18 protein-coding genes are annotated in these 18,687 nt (G+C 70.4%); 14 read left to right on the forward strand and 4 right to left on the reverse strand.

Features of this window, described 5'->3' with window-relative positions:
- Positions 1-157 precede the first annotated feature (157 nt).
- From ACIHFD_RS37285 to ACIHFD_RS37295, 3 genes are read left to right on the forward strand one after another with little or no spacing between them, the layout of a single operon-like run.
- Positions 158-475 (forward strand): L-rhamnose mutarotase, encoded by a 318-nt coding sequence (locus tag ACIHFD_RS37285; RefSeq protein WP_185077046.1) that lies wholly within the window; start codon positions 158-160, stop codon positions 473-475.
- Between the two features lie 10 nt (positions 476-485).
- On the forward strand, positions 486-1,643 hold the full coding sequence (rhaI, locus tag ACIHFD_RS37290; RefSeq protein ID WP_397370984.1) for an L-rhamnose isomerase: 1,158 nt from the start codon (positions 486-488) through the stop codon (positions 1,641-1,643).
- A 6-nt stretch (positions 1,644-1,649) separates the two neighbouring features.
- Positions 1,650-3,689: a bifunctional aldolase/short-chain dehydrogenase gene (locus tag ACIHFD_RS37295; RefSeq protein ID WP_364257582.1), complete on the forward strand. Its 2,040-nt coding sequence runs from the start codon at positions 1,650-1,652 to the stop codon at positions 3,687-3,689.
- A 311-nt stretch (positions 3,690-4,000) separates the two neighbouring features.
- Here the strand turns inward: ACIHFD_RS37295 and ACIHFD_RS37300 are convergent, their stop codons facing one another.
- Complete coding sequence (locus ACIHFD_RS37300) at positions 4,001-4,210, reverse strand: hypothetical protein (RefSeq protein WP_397370985.1); 210 nt, start codon at positions 4,208-4,210, stop codon at positions 4,001-4,003.
- A gap of 176 nt (positions 4,211-4,386) precedes the next feature.
- Between ACIHFD_RS37300 and argC the strand changes: the two genes are divergently transcribed.
- The 9 genes from argC to ACIHFD_RS37345 all read left to right on the forward strand — a co-directional run bounded on the left by argC (position 4,387) and on the right by ACIHFD_RS37345 (position 13,519).
- Positions 4,387-5,409 (forward strand): N-acetyl-gamma-glutamyl-phosphate reductase, encoded by a 1,023-nt coding sequence (argC, locus tag ACIHFD_RS37305; RefSeq protein ID WP_397370986.1) that lies wholly within the window; start codon positions 4,387-4,389, stop codon positions 5,407-5,409.
- Positions 5,406-6,557: a bifunctional glutamate N-acetyltransferase/amino-acid acetyltransferase ArgJ gene (gene argJ / locus ACIHFD_RS37310; protein ID WP_397370987.1), complete on the forward strand. Its 1,152-nt coding sequence runs from the start codon at positions 5,406-5,408 to the stop codon at positions 6,555-6,557. Before argC ends, argJ begins: the two co-directional genes overlap by 4 nt.
- The gene (gene argB, locus ACIHFD_RS37315; protein WP_397370988.1) at positions 6,554-7,426 is read left to right on the forward strand and encodes an acetylglutamate kinase; all 873 of its coding nucleotides are present in this window, start codon (positions 6,554-6,556) and stop codon (positions 7,424-7,426) included. The genes argJ and argB overlap by 4 nt, the downstream gene beginning before the upstream one ends.
- Positions 7,426-8,592, forward strand: coding sequence for an acetylornithine transaminase (locus tag ACIHFD_RS37320; protein ID WP_397370989.1), 1,167 nt, complete (start codon positions 7,426-7,428; stop codon positions 8,590-8,592). The genes argB and ACIHFD_RS37320 overlap by 1 nt, the downstream gene beginning before the upstream one ends.
- Positions 8,589-9,536 carry an ornithine carbamoyltransferase gene (argF, locus tag ACIHFD_RS37325; RefSeq protein ID WP_397370990.1) on the forward strand — a complete coding sequence of 316 codons (948 nt, stop codon included), beginning with the start codon at positions 8,589-8,591 and terminating at the stop codon, positions 9,534-9,536. The genes ACIHFD_RS37320 and argF overlap by 4 nt, the downstream gene beginning before the upstream one ends.
- Complete coding sequence (locus ACIHFD_RS37330; protein WP_350727243.1) at positions 9,533-10,039, forward strand: arginine repressor; 507 nt, start codon at positions 9,533-9,535, stop codon at positions 10,037-10,039. The genes argF and ACIHFD_RS37330 overlap by 4 nt, the downstream gene beginning before the upstream one ends.
- 39 nt (positions 10,040-10,078) lie before the next feature.
- On the forward strand, positions 10,079-11,278 hold the full coding sequence (locus ACIHFD_RS37335) for an argininosuccinate synthase (RefSeq protein ID WP_397370991.1): 1,200 nt from the start codon (positions 10,079-10,081) through the stop codon (positions 11,276-11,278).
- A gap of 91 nt (positions 11,279-11,369) precedes the next feature.
- Positions 11,370-12,806: an argininosuccinate lyase gene (gene argH / locus ACIHFD_RS37340; RefSeq protein ID WP_397370996.1), complete on the forward strand. Its 1,437-nt coding sequence runs from the start codon at positions 11,370-11,372 to the stop codon at positions 12,804-12,806.
- Positions 12,788-13,519: a DNA-3-methyladenine glycosylase gene (locus tag ACIHFD_RS37345; protein ID WP_397370992.1), complete on the forward strand. Its 732-nt coding sequence runs from the start codon at positions 12,788-12,790 to the stop codon at positions 13,517-13,519. The genes argH and ACIHFD_RS37345 overlap by 19 nt, the downstream gene beginning before the upstream one ends.
- Here ACIHFD_RS37345 and ACIHFD_RS37350 read toward each other — a convergent pair.
- The gene (locus ACIHFD_RS37350) at positions 13,459-13,746 is read right to left on the reverse strand and encodes a PH domain-containing protein (RefSeq protein ID WP_363971990.1); all 288 of its coding nucleotides are present in this window, start codon (positions 13,744-13,746) and stop codon (positions 13,459-13,461) included. The genes ACIHFD_RS37345 and ACIHFD_RS37350 overlap by 61 nt on opposite strands.
- 206 nt (positions 13,747-13,952) lie before the next feature.
- Here ACIHFD_RS37350 and tyrS point away from each other — a divergent pair, with 206 nt between their 5' ends.
- Positions 13,953-15,218 (forward strand): tyrosine--tRNA ligase, encoded by a 1,266-nt coding sequence (tyrS, locus tag ACIHFD_RS37355; protein WP_397370993.1) that lies wholly within the window; start codon positions 13,953-13,955, stop codon positions 15,216-15,218.
- Between the two features lie 123 nt (positions 15,219-15,341).
- Here tyrS and ACIHFD_RS37360 read toward each other — a convergent pair whose 3' ends face one another.
- Together ACIHFD_RS37360 and ACIHFD_RS37365 are read right to left on the reverse strand one after the other, a co-directional pair.
- Positions 15,342-16,829, reverse strand: coding sequence for a glycosyltransferase family 39 protein (locus tag ACIHFD_RS37360; protein WP_397370994.1), 1,488 nt, complete (start codon positions 16,827-16,829; stop codon positions 15,342-15,344).
- Between the two features lie 392 nt (positions 16,830-17,221).
- Entirely contained in the window at positions 17,222-17,608 is a 387-nt protein-coding gene (locus ACIHFD_RS37365) for a PPOX class F420-dependent oxidoreductase (RefSeq protein WP_350727249.1), read from the reverse strand.
- Positions 17,609-17,683: 75 nt separating this feature from the next.
- Here ACIHFD_RS37365 and ACIHFD_RS37370 point away from each other — a divergent pair, with 75 nt between their 5' ends.
- Positions 17,684-18,127, forward strand: coding sequence for a MarR family winged helix-turn-helix transcriptional regulator (locus ACIHFD_RS37370; RefSeq protein WP_397370995.1), 444 nt, complete (start codon positions 17,684-17,686; stop codon positions 18,125-18,127).
- The last annotated feature ends 560 nt before the right edge of the window (positions 18,128-18,687 follow it).

An 18,687-nucleotide genomic window follows, 5' to 3' on the forward strand; every position in this document is an offset into this window, starting at 1 on the left:
GCACGGCGTCCCGCCGTCGCAGGGGCCGGGGATTAAAACGTGTCAGTGTAGCTGCGCGATCACCCCGCGGGGTCCGTGGGTGGGAGCGCATTGACAGCGAGCACCAGGAATCATAGTTTCCTGCACGAAGGATTAAAACGTTTTGAAGGGAGTGTCAGTGCAACGCGTCTGCTTCCTGCTGAAAGTCCGCCCAGAGCGGCTGGCGGAGTACCGCGAACGCCACCGAGACGTCTGGCCGGAGATGCGAGAGGCGCTCGCGCGTACCGGCTGGCACAACTACTCGCTCTTCCTCAAAGACGACGGCCTCCTCGTGGGCTACCTGGAGACCGAGGACTTCGAGGCAGCCAGGAAGGCCATGGCCGAGACCGAGGTCAACGCCCGCTGGCAGGCCGAGATGGCGCCGTTCTTCGAGAGCCTCGACGGGCGGCCCGACGAGGGCATGCACCCGCTGGACGAAGTGTTCCACCTGGATTGATCGGGGAGTAATGACTGACATCAAGGCCGCGCTGCGGGCGCAGCACATCGAGACGCCGTCCTGGGCCTACGGCAACAGCGGCACGCGGTTCAAGGTGTTCGCACAGAAGGGGGTGCCGCGCGACCCGTACGAGAAGCTCGCCGACGCCGCCCAGGTGCACGCCTACACCGGGATCGCCCCCACGGTCGCCCTGCACATCCCGTGGGACAAGGTGGACGACTATGCCGACCTGGCCAGGCACGCCCGCGAGCTGGGCGTGGGCATCGGAGCCATCAACTCCAACGTCTTCCAGGACGACGACTACATGCTGGGCAGCGTCACCAACCCGGACGCGCGGGTGCGCCGCAAGGCCACCGACCACCTGCTCGAGTGCGTGGACATCATGGACGCCACCGGCTCCGACACGCTCAAGCTGTGGTTCTCGGACGGCATCAACTACCCGGGCCAGGACGACATCAGAGCCCGCCAGGACCGCCTGGCCGAGTCCCTGGCCCAGGTGTACGACCGGCTCGGCGAGGGCCAGCGCTTCCTGCTGGAGTACAAGCTCTTCGAGCCCGCCTTCTACGCCACCGACGTGCCCGACTGGGGCACCGCGTACGCCCACTGCGTCAAGCTCGGCCCCAAGGCGCAGGTCGTGGTGGACACCGGCCACCACGCGCCGGGCACCAACATCGAGTTCATCGTGGCGTTCCTGCTGCGCGAGGGCAAGCTCGGCGGGTTCGACTTCAACTCGCGCTTCTACGCCGACGACGACCTGATGGTGGGGGCGGCGGACCCGTTCCAGCTGTTCCGCATCATGTTCGAGGTGGTCCGCGGCGGCGGGCTCGACCCCGAGGCCGGCGTGGCGTTCATGCTCGACCAGTGCCACAACATCGAGCCCAAGATCCCGGGCCAGATCCGCTCGGTCATGAACGTCCAGGAGGCCACCGCCAAGGCGCTGCTGGTGGACCGGGAGGCGCTGGCCGCCGCCCAGTCCGAGGGCGACGTGCTGGGCGCGAACGCCGTGTTCATGGACGCCTACAACACCGACGTGCGGCCGCTGCTCGCCGAGCTGCGGGAGGAGTCGGGGCTGGCGCCCGACCCGATGACCGCGTACGCCAAGTCCGGATATTTCGAGAAGATCGCCGCCGAGCGTGTCGGCGGCAACCAGGCCGGCTGGGGGGCCTGACCAACCATGGAAGTCGTTAAGGAACTGCTGGAGCGCTCGCACCGGCTGGGCGCCGACCCGCGCAACACCAACTACGCGGGCGGCAACACCTCGGCCAAGGGTGCGGCGCCCGACCCGGTCACCGGCGAGGACGTCGAACTCCTCTGGGTCAAGGGCTCGGGCGGCGACCTGGGCACGCTGAAGGAGTCCGGGCTCGCCGTGCTCCGCCTGGACCGCCTGCGCGCGCTCGTGAACGTCTACCCGGGCGTGGAGCGCGAGGACGAGATGGTCGCCGCGTTCGACTACTGCCTGCACGGCAAGGGCGGCGCCGCGCCGTCGATCGACACCGCCATGCACGGCCTGGTCGAGGCCGCGCACGTCGACCACCTGCACCCCGACGCCGGGATCGCGCTCGCGACCGCGGCCGACGGCGAGGAGCTGACCAGGCGCGTCTTCGGCGACCGCGTGGTGTGGGTGCCGTGGCGGCGGCCCGGCTTCCAGCTCGGCCTGGACATCGCCGCCATCAAGGAGGCCAACCCGCAGGCCATCGGCTGCATCCTCGGCGGCCACGGCATCACCGCCTGGGGCGCCACGGCGCAGGAGTGCGAGTCCCGCTCGCTGGAGATCATCCGCGCCGCGGAGGCGTACCTGGCCGAGCACGGCCGCCCCGACCCGTTCGGCTCGGCGATCTACGAGACGCTGCCGGAGGCCGAGCGGCACGCGCGGGCCGCCGCGCTGTTCCCGCACCTCCGCGGCCTGGCCTCCACCGACCTCCGCGTCGTCGGCCACTACACCGACACGCCCGAGGTGCTGGACTTCGTCTCCCGCGCCGAGCACCCGCGCCTGGCGGCGCTGGGCACGTCCTGCCCCGACCACTTCCTGCGGACCAAGGTCGCGCCGCTGGTGCTCGACCTGCCGCCGGACGCGTCCCTGGAGCAGGCCGTCGAACGGCTGCGCGAGCTGCACACCGCCTACCGCGCCGACTACACCGCCTACTACGACCGCAACGCCACCCCGGACTCGCCGCCCATGCGCGGCGCGGACCCGGCGATCGTGCTGGTGCCGGGCGTCGGCATGTTCTCGTTCGGCAAGGACAAGCAGACCGCCCGCGTGGCCGGCGAGTTCTACGTCAACGCCATCAACGTCATGCGCGGGGCCGAGTCCGTATCCACGTACGCGCCCATCCCCGAGTCGGAGAAGTTCCGGATCGAGTACTGGGAGCTGGAGGAGGCCAAGCTCCGCCGCATGCCCAAGCCGAAGCCCCTGGCCACCCGCGTCGCGCTGGTGACCGGCGGCGGCTCGGGCATCGGCGCGGCCACCGCCCGCCGCCTGGCCGCCGAGGGCGCCTGCGTGGTGGTCGCCGACCGCGACGTGGCCGCCGCGGAGAAGGTCGCCGCCGAGATCGGCGCGGCCGCGTACCGGGTGTCCGACGTCGCGGTGGCGGTCGCCGTGGACGTCACCTCGGAGGAGCAGGTCGCCGCGGCGGTACGCGCGGGCGTGCTGGCCTTCGGCGGCGTGGACCTGGTCGTCAACAACGCCGGCCTGTCGCTGTCCCGCGCGCTGCTGGAGACCACCCTCGACGACTGGGACCTGCAGCACGACGTGATGGCCAGGGGATCGTTCCTGGTGGCGCGCGAGACGGCCCGGGTCCTGATCGACCAGGGGCTGGGCGGCGACATCGTCTACATCTCCTCCAAGAACGCCGTCTTCGCCGGCCCGAACAACGTCGCCTACGGCGCGGCCAAGGCCGACCAGGCGCACCAGGTCCGGCTGCTGGCGGCCGAGCTGGGCACGCACGGCATCCGCGTCAACGGGATCAACCCCGACGGCGTCGTACGCGGCTCCGGCATCTTCGCCTCCGGCTGGGGCGCCAACCGCGCGGCCGTCTACGGCGTGGAGGAGGAGAAGCTCGGCGAGTTCTACGCCCAGCGGACCCTGCTCAAGCGCGAGGTCCTGCCTGAGCACGTGGCCGCCGCCGTCTTCGCCCTCACCGGCAACGACCTCACCCACACCACGGGCCTGCACATCCCGGTGGACGCGGGCGTGGCCGCCGCCTTCCTGCGTTAGAAGTAGGCGGCCACCTGCCCAACGACGGCGGTGACGCCGTGACCAGGAAACCGTTCCTTTGCAGTGAGCCGAAGCAAGTCCGCGCACTGGCGCGCCCCGAACGGTCTTGGGCGCGCTGGTCCCCGGCATTCGCCGTCCGGGCGGCAACACGCATCCCGTGCGTGGTCCGTTCCGGACGGGCCGGTTCCCTCACGACCCGACCCGTCCGGAACGGCCAGCGGCAGCGGGGAGGCCCCAGACCATCGCTCTGGTGGCGAGGGGGCCCCGCGTGCTGATGCCGGTTCCTGGCGTGACTGATCGCGCACGTAATGTTACCGCAAGTCAAGGGTCGAGGCGGCACGAACATGTCCCGTCCCCGGCGTGCCGGCCCGCCCTGTGGCCAGCTCCAGATCGCCGATCGCGAACGCCACCGGCGCCAGGCACACCGTCAGCCAGAGCAGCACGAGGACGATCCGCCCGAGCCGCCCCGGATCCCTCCCGCCAGGGGTGACGAACTGGATATCGGGCATGAAGTCGCTCATGTGCCCCATCGTCGCCGCCCCGGCTTGGCATTCACCTGCAGCCCACTGGGAACACTCACCGTCTCACCATGTGGTCATCTGGACGGCTCCAGCTTGCATGTCCATCCCGTGAAGTGCATTATCTTCACAGTAAGGTCATGAGCAATGATGCATGAATATGCAGGAGAGAGGGCGGAATGAGGGCAGCGGTCGCGGGGGCCAGCGGCTACGCGGGAGGAGAGTTGCTCCGCCTCCTGCTCGGGCACCCCGAGTTCGAGATCGGCGCGCTCACCGCGGCGTCCAGTGCGGGCAGCCGCCTGGGCGCCCACCAGCCTCACCTGCCGCAACTGGCCGACCGGATCATCGAGGACACCGTCGCCGACAAGCTGGCCGGGCATGACGTCGTCTTCCTCGCACTGCCGCACGGCCACTCGGCCGCCGTCGCCGCCCAGCTCGGCGCGGAGACGATCGTCGTCGACTGCGGCGCCGACCACCGGCTCACCGACCCGGCCGCCTGGCAGGAGTTCTACGGCGGCGAGCACGCCGGGTCCTGGCCCTACGGCCTGCCCGAGCTGTCCGGCCAGCGGGAGGTCCTGCGGACGGCCACCCGCATCGCGGTCCCCGGCTGCTACCCGACCTCCGTCCTGCTGGCCCTGTCGCCCGCGTTCGCCGCGGGCCTGGCCGAGCCGGACGTGGTCGTGGTGGCCGCCAGCGGCACCAGCGGCGCCGGCAAGTCGCTCAAGCCCAACCTGCTCGGCAGCGAGGTCATGGGCTCGGTCAGCGCGTACGGCGTGGGCGGCGTCCACCGGCACACTCCCGAGATGGAGCAGGGCCTGTCGGCCGTCGCCGGCGCCCCGGTCCGTGTCTCGTTCACCCCGACGCTGGCGCCCATGAGCCGCGGCATCCTCGCCACCTGCAGCGCCCCGGCCGCGCCCGGCCTCACCAAGGAGGCGCTGCGGACGGCGTACGAGGTCGTGCTGAAGGAGGAGCCGTTCGTCAAGCTCCTGCCCGAGGGCACGTGGCCGGCCACCTCCATGACCTACGGCGCCAACACCGCCGCCCTGCAGGTGACGCTCGACGAACGCGCGGGCCGCGTGGTCGCCGTCATCGCCATCGACAACCTCACCAAGGGCACAGCCGGAGGTGCCGTCCAGAGCGTGAACCTCGCACTCGGCCTCCCAGAAGAGCTCGGCCTTCCCCTGACAGGAGTCGCACCTTGAGCGTAACTGCACCACTCGGTTTTCGGGCCGCGGGCATCGCCGCCGGGATCAAGTCCGGCGGCGCCCGTGACCTGGCCCTCGTCGTCAACGACGGGCCCAGCAGAGCCGCCGCGGGCGTCTTCACCGCCAACCGCGTGAAGGCCGCCCCCGTGCTGTGGTCTCAGCAGGTTCTGTCCGGCGGGCGGCTGCGAGCGGTCGTGCTCAACTCCGGCGGCGCCAACGCCTGCACCGGCCCCGAGGGCTTCCAGGACACCCACGCCACCGCCGAGAAGGTGGCCGAGGCGCTCCAGGACTCCGCGGGCGAGGTCGCGGTCTGCTCCACCGGCCTGATCGGTGAGCGGCTGCCGATGGACGCGCTGCTGGCAGGCGTCGAGACCGCCGCCGGCCAGCTCTCCCGCGACGGCGGCCTGGCCGCCGCCGACGCCATCCGCACCACGGACACCGTCTCCAAGATCTCGTTCCGGCGGGGCAGCGGATACATGGTCGGCGGCATGGCCAAGGGCGCGGGCATGCTCGCCCCCTCCCTGGCCACGATGCTGTGCGTGATCACCACGGACGCCGACCTCACCGGCGAGGAGCTCGACGCCGCGCTGCGCAAGGCCACGGCCAGGACGTTCGACCGCCTCGACACCGACGGCTGCATGTCCACCAACGACACCGTGCTCCTGCTGTCCAGCGGCGCCGCCGGCGTCAAGCCGGACCTCGCCGAGTTCGAGCAGAAGGTCCACGAGGTCTGCGCCGACCTGGCCAGGCAGCTCCTGGTCGACGCCGAGGGCGCCTCCAAGGCCATCGCCATCGAGGTCGTCGGCGCCGACTCGGAGGCCGACGCGGTCAAGGTCGGCCGCGCGGTCTCGCGTTCCAACCTGCTCAAGTGCGCCATCCACGGCGAGGACCCCAACTGGGGCCGCGTCCTGGCCGCCGTCGGCACCACCGACGCGGTGTTCGAGCCCGACCGCCTGAACGTGGCCATCAACGGCATCTGGATCTGCCGCGGCGGCGCGGTCGGCGACGACCGCTCCAAGGTGGACATGCGCCCCAGGGACGTGACGATCACGATCGACCTGTCGGCCGGCCCGCACACCGCGACGGTGCACACCACGGACTTGACGGCCGAATACGTCCACGAGAACTCGGCGTACTCCTCGTGAGGTCCCTCAGCGCGCAGGCCAAGGCCGAGTCGCTGATCGAGGCGCTGCCCTGGCTGACCCGCTTCCACGGCGCGACCGTCGTCATCAAGTACGGCGGCAACGCCATGACCGACGAGTCGCTCAAGGCGGGCTTCGCCGAGGACGTCGTCTTCCTGCAGCACGCGGGCCTGCGCCCGGTCGTCGTGCACGGCGGCGGCCCGCAGATCAGCAGCGCGCTCGCCAGGCTGGGCATCGAGTCGACGTTCACCGCCGGGCTGCGGGTCACCACGCCGGAGGCCATGGAGGTCGTCAGGATGGTCCTGGTCGGCCAGGTCAACCGCGACATCGTGGGCCTGGTCAACCGGCACGGCCCGTTCGCCGTCGGCATGTCCGGCGAGGACGCCCACCTGTTCACGGCCGTGCGCAAGCACGCGATCGTGGACGGCGAGCCCGTGGACATCGGCCAGGTCGGCGAGATCATCAAGGTCGACCCGGGCGCGGTGCGGGCCCTGATCGACAACGGCCGCATCCCGGTCGTCTCCAGCGTGGCGCGCGGGGACGACGGGCAGATCTACAACGTGAACGCCGACACCGCCGCGGCCGCGCTGGCCGTGGCGCTCGAGGCGCAGAAGCTGATCGTCCTCACCGACGTCGAGGGCCTGTACGCCAACTGGCCCGACGACACCGACGTGATCGACCAGCTCGACGCCAACGAGCTCGAGACGCTGATGCCGACGCTGTCCAGCGGCATGGTCCCCAAGATGGAGGCCTGCCTGACCGCGGTCCAGGGCGGCGTCCCGCAGGCTCACGTGCTCGACGGCCGCGTGCCGCACTCACTGCTGCTGGAAATATTCACCAATGAGGGAATCGGAACGATGGTGATGCCCTGATGAACCTGTACAAGAGGTTCGAAAATGCCTTTATGCCCAACTACGGCGTGCCGCCGGTGGCGCTGGCACGAGGCGAGGGCACTCGCGTCTGGGACGTGGACGGCAACGAATACCTCGACTTCATCGGCGGCATCGCGACCAGCTCGCTCGGTCACGCCCACCCTGCCCTGGTCGAGGCCGTCTCCAAGCAGGTCGCCACGATCGCGCACACCAGCAACCTGTTCCTGCACGAGCCCGAGGTGCTGCTCGCCGAGAAGCTCCTCACCCTGCTCAACGCCCCTGGCAAGGTCTTCTTCGCCAACTCCGGCACCGAGGCCAACGAGGCCGCCTACAAGCTCGCCGTCAAGTACGGCAAGCGCGAGAGCCGCTCCTACTTCGTCGCCGCCGAGAACGGCTTCCACGGCCGCACGATCGGCGCGCTGTCGCTGACCGGCAAGCCGTCGATCCGCGACCAGTTCGGCCCGTTCCCGGTCGATGTCCGCTTCGTCCCATACGGCGACGCCACCGCGCTCAAGGAGGCCGTGACCGGCGACTGCATCGCGGTCTTCCTGGAGCCCACCCAGGGCGAGGCCGGCGTCGTGCCGCCGCCCGAGGGCTACTTCGAGGCGGCCCGCGAGATCTGCGACTCCACGGGCGCGCTCCTGGTCGCCGACGAGATCCAGTCCGCGATCGGCCGCACCGGCCACTGGTTCGCGCACCAGGCCGACGGCGTCACGCCCGACATCCTGACCCTGGCCAAGGGCCTGGGCGGCGGGCTGCCGATCGGCGCGTGCATCGGGTTCGGCGACGCGGGCAAGCTGTTCGCCAAGGGCGACCACGGCTCCACGTTCGGCGGCAACCCGGTCGCCTGCGCCGCGGCCCTGGCCGTGCTCGACAACCTCGATCTCGACCACGTCAAGTCGGCCTCCGCGCGGCTGCGCTCCGGCCTGGAGTCGATGCGGCATCCGCTGCTGAAGGGGGTGCGCGGGCGGGGCCTCTGGCTGGCCACCGTGCTGAGCGAGCCCCGCTCGGCCGAGGTCCAGAGCGCCGCCCAGAGCGCCGGCTTCCTGGTCAACGCGCTCCAGCCGGACGCCGTACGCATCGCGCCGCCGCTGGTGGTCACGGCGGAGGAGATCGACAAGTTCCTGGCCACGTACCCGGCGATCCTCGCGGAGGCGGCCAAGTGACCAGGCACAGCGCGGACTCGGCGCGAATCAGACACTTCCTCCGCGACGACGACCTCACGCCCGCCGAGCAGGCGGAGGTGCTCGACCTCGCCGCGGCCATGAAGAAGGACCGGTTCGGCTACCGCCCGTTCGAGGGCCCGCAGACGGTCGCGGTCCTGTTCGACAAGCCGTCGGCCCGCACGCGCGTCTCCTTCCACACCGGCATCGGCGAGCTCGGCGGCCTGCCGCTGGTCGTGGACAACGTCTCGGTCCTCATGGGCCGCGGCGAGCCCACCGCCGACATCGCCCGGGTGCTCGACCGGCAGGTCGCCGCCATCGTGTGGCGGACCGCCGGGCAGGAGCTCATCGACGAGATGGCCGCCCACTCCCGGGTGCCGGTCGTCAACGCGCTCACCGACGAGTTCCACCCCTGCCAGATCCTGGCCGACCTGCAGACCGTCCAGGAGAGGCTGGGCCGGACCGCCGGGGTCACGCTCACCTACCTGGGCGACGGCGCCAACAACATGGCCCACTCCTACCTGCTCGGCGGGGCCACCGCCGGCATGCACGTGCGGATCGCGGCCCCGGCCGGTTACCAGCCCGACGCGGTCATCCTCGACCAGGCCGCCGCCATCGCCGCCAGGACGGGCGGCTCGGTGATCGCGCTGTCCGACCCGGTGGCCGCCGCCCAGGGCGCGCACGTGATCGCGACCGACACGTGGGTGTCGATGGGCCAGGACGGCAAGGAGGAGCGGGTCGCCGCGCTCATGCCGTACCAGGTGAACTCCGAACTGCTGGAGCACGCCGCGCCCGACGCGATCGTGCTGCACTGCCTGCCCGCCTACCGCGACTACGAGATCACCGCCAAGGTCCTCGAGGGCCCGCAGAGCGCGGTGTGGGACCAGGCGGAGAACCGGCTGCACGCCCAGAAGGCGCTCCTCCACTGGCTGGTGTCCCATCGATGATGATTCCCATGACCAAGGCGGCGCGGCAGGCGAAGATCACCGACCTGCTGCAGCGGCAGGCCGTGCGCTCCCAGCCGGAGCTGGCCAAGCTGCTGGCCGAGAGCGGCGTCGAGGTCACCCAGGCCACGCTTTCGCGTGACCTCGACGAGCTCGGCGCGCTCAAGCTGCGCGCCGACGACGGATCCCTGGTCTACGCCCTGCCCGGCGAGGGCGGGGCCCGGATCCCGCTCACCCGGCTGGGCACCGGCGAGAGCCCGGCCGCCCGACTGCACCGCATCGCCGAGGAACTGCTGGTCGGCGCCGAGGCGTCGGCCAACCTGGTCATCGTACGGACCCCGCCGGGCGCGGCCCAGTTCCTGGCCTCCGCCATCGACCACGCCGACTGGGAGTCGATCCTCGGCACGGTCGCGGGCGACGACACGATCCTCGTGATCAGCCGCGATCCGGCGGGCGGCCAGGCCGTCGCGGACGCGCTGCTGAGAGTGGCCGACCGGCGCGGCTAGCCCGCCACGTGGCCAAGATCTGATATCCGGAGATATGTAATGTCCGAAAGGGTAGTGCTCGCGTATTCCGGCGGCCTGGACACCTCGGTCGCCATCCCGTACCTCGCCGAGAAGATGGGCGCCGAGGTCGTCTGCGTCGCCGTGGACCTCGGCCAGGGCGGCGAGGACATGGAGGCGATCCAGCAGCGGGCCGTCGACTGCGGCGCGGTCGAGTCGGTCGTGGTGGACGCCAAGGAGGAGTTCGCCGCCGACTTCTGCGTACCCGCGCTGCAGGCCAACGCCCTCTACATGGACCGCTACCCGCTGGTCTCCTCGCTGTCGCGCCCGCTGATCGTCAAGCACCTGGTCTCGGCGGCCAAGCGGTTCGGCGGCACGATCGTCTCGCACGGCTGCACCGGCAAGGGCAACGACCAGGTCCGCTTCGAGGCCGGCCTGGCCGCCCTCGCCCCGGACCTCAGGGTCGTCGCGCCCGCCCGCGACTTCGCCTGGACGCGCGACAAGGCCATCGAGTACGCCGAGGCCAGGGGCCTGCCCATCGAGACGTCGAAGAAGAATCCGTTCTCCATCGACCAGAACCTCTGGGGCCGCGCCGTCGAGACCGGCTTCCTCGAGGACATCTGGAACGGCCCCACCGAGGACGTCTACTCCTACACCGACGACCCGGCCCGGCCGCGCGAGGCCGACGAGGTCGTCATCACGTTCGAGCAGGGCGTCCCGGTCAAGATCGACGGGCGGGCGCTGACGCCGTACCAGGTCATCGACGAGCTGAACCGGCGCGCGGGCGCGCACGGCGTCGGCCGGATCGACCTGGTCGAGGACCGCCTGGTCGGCATCAAGTCGCGCGAGGTGTACGAGGCGCCCGGCGCCGTCACCCTCATCACCGCGCACATGGAGCTGGAGAACGTCACCGTCGAACGCGACCTCGCCCGCTTCAAGCGCGGCGTGGACCAGCGGTGGGGCGAGCTCGTCTACGACGGCCTGTGGTTCTCGCCGCTCAAGAGCGCCCTCGACGCGCTCATCGCCGAGGCGCAGAAGCACGTCTCCGGCGACATCCGCATGACGCTGCACGGCGGCCGGGCCACTGTCACCGGCCGCCGCTCGGAGGATTCTCTGTACGATTTCTCGCTGGCCACCTACGACACCGGCGACACGTTCGACCAGTCGCTGGCCAAAGGGTTCGTCCAGCTGTTCTCCCTCCCTACTAAGATCGCCGCCGCACGGGACGCCAAGAAGGGCTGACGTGCACTATGGTCGCGCCGGAGCACAGGAGCTCGGGGCGAGAGAACGAGGAACGATGCCAACGAGTCCCGAAGCGGGTGCGACCATGGACATGGTCACGAAGGAGACAACGGTGAGTGATGGCAAGCCGATGCGGCTGTGGGGTGGGCGCTTCGAGAGCGGCCCGTCCGACGCGCTGGCCCGGCTGTCGGTGAGCGTGCACTTCGACTGGCGGCTCGTGCCGTACGACCTGGCCGCGTCCAGGGCGCACGCCCGCGTGCTGCACAGGGCGGAGCTGCTGAGCGACGAGGAGCTCGAGCGCATGATCGGCGCGCTCGACGACCTGGAGCGCGCCTGCAAGGCGGGCGAGTTCCGGCCGACGGTCGCCGACGAGGACGTGCACACGGCACTGGAGCGCGGCCTGCTGGAGCGGCTCGGCTCGCTGGGCGGCAAGCTCCGCGCGGGGCGCTCGCGCAACGACCAGATCGCCACCGACCTGCGCCTCTATCTGCGCGATCACGCCCGCACGGTCGTCTCCCGCTTGGTCGAGCTGGAGACGGCGCTCATGGCCCAGGCGGAGCAGCACGCCGAGACGGCCGCGCCCGGCATGACGCACCTGCAGCACGCGCAGCCGGTGTCGTTCGGCCACCAGCTCCTGGCCCACGTGCACGCCTTCGCCCGCGACGTCGACCGGCTCACCGACTGGGACAAGCGCGCCGCGATCTCCCCGCTCGGCGCCGGCGCGCTGGCGGGCTCATCGCTGCCGCTCGACCCGCAGGCCGTGGCCGAGGAGCTCGGCTTCGCGGCCGCCGCGCCCAACTCGATGGACGCCGTCTCCGACCGTGACTTCGCGGCGGAGTTCCTGTTCGACGCGGCCATGATCGGCGTGCACCTGTCGCGGCTGGGCGAGGAGATCGTCCTGTGGGCCTCGCAGGAGTTCCGCTGGATCGAGATGGACGACGCCTACTCCACCGGCTCGTCGATCATGCCCCAGAAGAAGAACCCCGACGTCGCCGAGCTGGCCCGCGGCAAGTCCGGGCGCCTCATCGGCAACCTGATGTCGCTGCTGACCACGCTCAAGGGCCTGCCGCTGACCTACAACCGCGACCTTCAGGAGGACAAGGAGCCCGTCTTCGACGCGGTCGACACGCTGCTCCTGGTCCTGCCGGCGGTGGCCGGGCTGGTCGCGACCATGCGGGTCAACACCGCCCGCATGGAGTCCTCGGCGCCCGACGGGTTCGCGCTGGCCACCGACCTGGCCGAGCTGCTCGTCCGCCGCGGGGTCCCGTTCCGCGACGCCCACGAGGCGGTCGGTCACCTGGTGGTGTGGTGCCAGGTCAACGACAAGGACCTGGGCGACCTCACGGACGAGGAGCTGATCAAGGTGTCGGCGCACCTGACGCCCGACGTCCGCGACGTGCTCAACGTGCCCGGCGCCCTGGCCGCGCGCAAGGCCCACGGCGGCACCGCGCCCGACCGCGTCCGCGACCAGCTCGTCGCGCTGCGGGAGGCGGTCGACGCACAGGCGGCATGGGCAGCGGGGATCTGAGCTCCGCCGCGCTGCCGCGGGGTTTCTTCGACCGGCCGTCGCACGAGGTCGCGCCCGAGCTGCTCGGGCGCGTGCTCGTGCACGGCCCCGTCGCCGTGCGCCTGACCGAGGTCGAGGCGTACGGCGGCCCCGGCGAGGATCCGGCGGCGCACACCTATCGGGGCAAGACGCCGCGTAACGCGGTCATGTTCGGCCCGCCGGGGCACCTGTACGTGTACTTCACGTACGGCATGCACTTCTGCGCGAACCTGGTGTGCCTGCCCGAGGGCTTCGGCTCGGCCGTGCTGCTGCGCGGGGGCGAGGTGGTGGCGGGCATCGACGAGGCCCGCGCCCGGCGCGCCTCCACGGGCAACGGCGTGGCTACGAGCGGCCGGGTGATTCCCGACCGGGACCTCGCGCGCGGCCCGGCAAGGCTGGCCGTCGCCCTCGGCCTGCTCCGCGAGCACAACGGCCTCGACGCGATCGCGGAGGCCTCCTTCGCGGCCGACCGCCGGCTGACCGGGGTCCCGCATGGAGCCGCGGCCATGCTGGAGGGCCGCCCGGTGGAGGCGGAGTCGATCAGGTCAGGCCCGCGTACCGGCATCTCGACCGCCAAGGACACGCCGTGGCGGTTCTGGATCGACGACGACCCGACCGTGTCGCCCTACCGCGCTCACGTGCCCCGCCGCCGCAACGCCGCGGCCACCTCGGTGGGAGGGGCATCCAGGTCGTGACGGCTGAAAATGTGCAGGTTGTCGCCGGTGTCGATCTCCAGGAGCTCGCTCCGCCGCCCCCACCGCCTGCTCACGTCGACCTTGACGTCCCGGATCGCCTCCCAGGGCACGTGCCTCTTGCCCGCGAACCCGTGCACCACGGTGATCCCGCTCTGATCGGCCGCCAGCCGTACGGGGGCGATCAGATCGCGCAGCCCCATCCCGCCTACCAGCACGGCTGCCGGCACGGCCAGGATCACACCGCGGACATCGCCGGCGACCCACCAGTAGACGGCGAGCCCAGCACACGCAAGAGCCCCTAAAATCTTGAAAACAGCCAGCTCGCGACGGACCCTCCACATGGAGACAGAGCGTATCCAAGTGGCGGCGAACCCGGGCGATCGGGCACGCTTGCACTAATCAACGTCCAACGTCTCTACGGAAAGCCGGCACCGTGACCGACATTCTCGATGACCTCGCGTGGCGAGGGCTTATCGCCCAGTCCACCGACCTCGACGCCCTGCGCGCGTCCATGGCCAAGGGCCCGATCACGGTCTATTCCGGTTTTGACCCCACCGCTGCCTCCTTGCACGTCGGCCACTTCGTGCCGCTGCTCACGCTGCGCCGCTTCCAGCTCGCCGGGCACCGCCCGATCGGCCTGGTCGGCGGCGCCACCGGCCTGATCGGCGACCCGAGCGGGCGCAACACCGAGCGCTCGCTCAACACCTCCGAGGTCGTCGCGGAGTGGGTGGAGCGCCTGCGCGGCCAGGTCGGGCGTTTCCTCGACTTCGAGGTCCAGCCGAACGCCGCCCAGCTGGTCAGCAACCTCGACTGGACCGGCGAGTTGAGCGCCATCGACTTCCTGCGCGACATCGGCAAGCACTTCCCGGTCAACCGCATGCTCGCCAGAGAGTCGGTCTCCGCGCGGCTGCAGGGGGAGGGGCTGAGCTACACCGAGTTCAGCTACCAGATCCTGCAGGCCAACGACTACCTGGAGCTGTTCCGCCGCCACAACTGCACGCTGCAGATCGGCGGCAGCGACCAGTGGGGCAACATCACGGCGGGCGCCGACCTCATCCGCCGCATCGAGGGCGGGCACGTCCACGCGCTCACCCTGCCGCTGATCACGAAGGCCGACGGCACCAAGTTCGGCAAGACGGCGGGCGGCGCCCTCTGGCTCGACCCGGAGATGACCTCGCCCTACGCCTTCTACCAGTACTTCCTCAACTCCGACGACCGTGACGTGATCCACTACCTCAAGGTCTTCACCTTCAAGACCCGCGAGGAGATCGAGGCCCTGGAGAAGGCCGTCGCCGAACGTCCCTTCGCCCGCGAGGCGCAGCGGACGCTCGCCGAGGACCTCACCGAGCTGCTCCACGGCAAGCAGGAGCTCGACGCGGTCGTGGCGGCCTCGAAGGCGCTCTTCGGACAGGGCGAGCTGGAGGACCTGCCCGCCTCCACGCTGGGGGCGGCGCTGGCCGAGGTGCCGAAGGCCACGGTTCCCGCGCTCGGGACGCCGTTCGTGGACCTCCTGGCCGACAGCGGCCTGGTGGAGTCGAAGTCGGCGGCCAGGCGGGCGGTGAAGGAGGGCGGGGCGTACCTCAACAACGTCAAGATCACCGACGAGGCGTACGTTCCCGGCTCCGAGGACCTGCTGCACGGGCGCTTCATGGTGCTCCGGCGCGGCAAGAAGTCGATCGGCGGCGTCGAGGTCGGCTGACCTTTGCGTGATCTTCGCGGGCTCTTCCCCGTCCGGGGAGGGGCCCGCTTCCATGTGGTACGCCGACCGCGTACTCCGTGAGGTCTTCGTGAGGTGGGTCAGCGGCGGACTCCGTGCGGTGCGTCAGCGGCGGACGAACAGCGCCACCGTCAGCCCCGGCAGATCGGCGGAGTGCTTGGCCAGGCTCAGCTTGAACCCCGCCTTCACCACCTCGGCGACCCGCGGGACCGCGTCACCGTCGAGGCCCGACTGCTTGCTCCCGCGCCACACCACCCACACCCGCTCACGCCCGTCCAGCGCGGTCGCCGCGTCGGGCCGCTCCGGATACCCGAACCCGTCGGGCAAGGGCGCGTCCCCGGTCTTGAGCACGTCGACCGGCATCAAAGAGTCCGCGTAGTACTCGAATCCCATGCGGAGCTGGCTCTGGCCGTACACGATCGCGTCGTCGGGCTCGGCCTTGATCACGCGCAAGGCCCAGGGGATGTTCTCGAAACGGCCGTTCTCCTCGCGTACCGTGACGTGCTCCTGAACGGACAGCGCGCATCCGAGCAACACCACCACGACCGCGGCCACCACCTGGAACCGGGGCAGGGCCGCCACGGCGAGCCCCGCCAGCAGCGCCAGAGCGGGGGCGGTCACGAACAGGTACCGGTCCACGTAGACGGGGGTCACGAGCTGCGACACGGCGAGCAGCAGCACCGGAGGCAACACCAGCCACCCGACCACCACGAACACCCACACCCTGCCCCCGGTCACCCCGGCTCCGCCGGTTTCCTCGGCCCTGGCCCTGCCGGTTTCCCCAGCCCTGACCCTGCCGATTTCTCCGGCCCCGGCTCCGGTTCCGCCGGGTTCCTCGACCCCACGTGGCGCCGCCTTCCACAGCAGCGCCGCACCGGCCAGCGCCAGGGCGAACAACATCACGCCCAGCCCGGTCGCCCCCGCCGCCATCTTCGGGAACTTCAGCCACACCTCCGGCCCCCGCTGCGGGATCCAGCTGATCGCGTGCCGCTCCCCGAACCCCACCAGCCCCAGCACCGCGGCGGGCACACACCCGACGGCCATCGCCGCCAGCATCGGCACCACCCGGCCCCGGCGCACCAGCAGCAGTTGGGCGGGCAGCACCAGCACCGCGAACAGGTGGGTGGAGCACACGAGGGCCACCGCGACCCCGTACACCACCCACCGCCTGACCTCGGAGCGCTCCACGGCCCGGTGCAGCGCCCAGAACGAGAACACCACCGCGGCCGCCGCGAACGCGTACGACCTGGCGAAGGCCCCGAAATAGGACACCGAGGGCATGATCGCGAAGACGGCGGCCGCGATCACCCCCGCCCGCGTGCTGTGCAACCGCCGCCCCAGATCGACCAGGAACCAGGCGGCCACGCCGATCCCCACCGCCGACGGCAGCCGCAGCCACAACTCCGCCGTACCTGCCTTCATCCAGAGGTGCATGAACAGGTAGTACGGGAGGAAATGACCGTCGATGTGCCGGGCCAGCTCCCACATCCCGGACAGCGAACGGGAGGCGGCGCTGATGGTGGCCAGCTCGTCGCCGTTCAGGGTGGCGGACCCCGTACCTGTGAATGCCGCGATGCCGGCGAGCAAGGACATCCACCATGGGGTGGCTGTACGGAGGCGTTCGGCGGGACGGGCGGGGGGAGCTAGCGTGGCGGCAGTGGTCACCGGGGCAGGATACGCGGGGGAAGGTCGGGAGTATTCGCGTTCGCCCCTTATGCACTGCAGCCGATTCACGAGCCCAACAGCCCGGCCATCTCACGGCCACGGCCACCACCACTGGCACCAGCCACCCCACGGCCACTACCACCACCGGCACGGCCACCCCGCGCTACCCCACAACCACGGGCACCGGCACGGACACCAGGAACCTGCGACGGACGCCTGGGGATGCCTATGAGAGGCCGTCCCCCGCCACCCACGCCCCCAGCCACAGTGATCTCGCTCCCCGAGCGGATCCCCGAGCGTCGCCAGGGCCGCCGCGACAATCACTGCCGGGTGACGCGTGTCGGCTTCACAACGATCACCACCCGCCGCTCGGCATCCCCAACCGGCCGCTCATACTCCAGGCCGTACCGGTTGGCCAGCACGTCGAAGAAGTCCCCCGAAGGGTCGAGCTCCAGTCGTTCGACCACGCCGCGGATCTCCAGATAGCGATACGGCTGCTCAGGGTCGTTGATGGAGACCGCCACCTGCGGATGCTGCTTGACGTTCCGGTACTTGAAGCGATCCATCGTGGTCGTGAAGCGCAGGTGCTCACCGTCCCAGATCGTCCAGACCGGGTTCACGTTGGGCGTCCCGTCGGCCCCGATCGTCGCCAGATGGGCGAACAGCGGGCGCTTCAGCAGGTCCAAGTGGCTGTCGGGAATGATCACGTCTCTCCTCCAAAGCGTAGATACACGCCAGGTTATCAAAGCTTTGATAACCATCAATGTTGTACTATTTACGACATGGGGATGCCTGCGGACGAACGCCTCGGTCTGGACATCAAGCGTGCCGAGCAGACCCTGATCACGGCCAAACAGGCCGCCGTCCGGCCGGCAGGGCTGACCGTGCCCCAGTACGCGACGCTGTTCGCCCTGGCCGACAACCCAGGTATCTCGGGCGCGGCGCTGGCCAGGGCGTGCCTGGTCACGCCCCAGGCCATGACCGTCGTGCTCAAGAACCTGGAGGAACGCGGCCTCATCGAACGCTCCCCGCACCCATGGCATCGAAACGTCCTGGAGACCCGGCTGAGCGAGGCCGGGCGTGCGGCGCTGAAGGCGGCGGACGAGCGCGCCGTGGTGATCGAACGCGCGATCGCGGGTGAGTTCAGCGCGGAGGAGCGGGAGCAACTGCGCAGCCTGCTGGCCCGGTGCGCCGAAGCGATCGCCCGCGCCACCCTGGAACTGTGACAGCAAGAGACCGTCGGGTTGTGCCACCGTGAGGGCCGGGACATGGCTCGCGCCGCGCGGCGGGGATCGTCCGCGACACGCCCCCTGGCGAGGCGATTTGACGTGTCGCGGATTGCGACCTAGTCTTTTAGTTCGCGCCGGGAGTGAGCCGGACGCCGATCAGGCGGACGGGCCCCCGCGCAAGCCCTTTGAAATGACGAGCCACTCGGCAGAGCCGCTTCGGCGCGCTCGGAGTTCGGGTCGTCGTCTGGCGCACGGAGATCACCGAAAAATCGGTTGATTCGACAGGCTCTGGATGACACGGTAAGTTACGAGGGTTGCCCCGGGACGACCGGGGTGCACCATCCTAAGCAAGTCTGAGCAGTTTCCAGCAAATCTCCGGATTTGACGGAAATCAACAAGCTCGGTAAATTTTAGGAAAACGCGAGGCACGCCTCCGAGCGAAGGTCGAGAGACTTGAGCGAAGATGTACGCGTCCGTTTCTTGAGAACTCAACAGTGTGTTAAAAGCCAGTGCATGAGATACACATGCATATCCCCGTCATTTATGACGGAAATTGC

The sequence above is a fragment of the Nonomuraea sp. NPDC051941 genome (assembly GCF_044593615.1).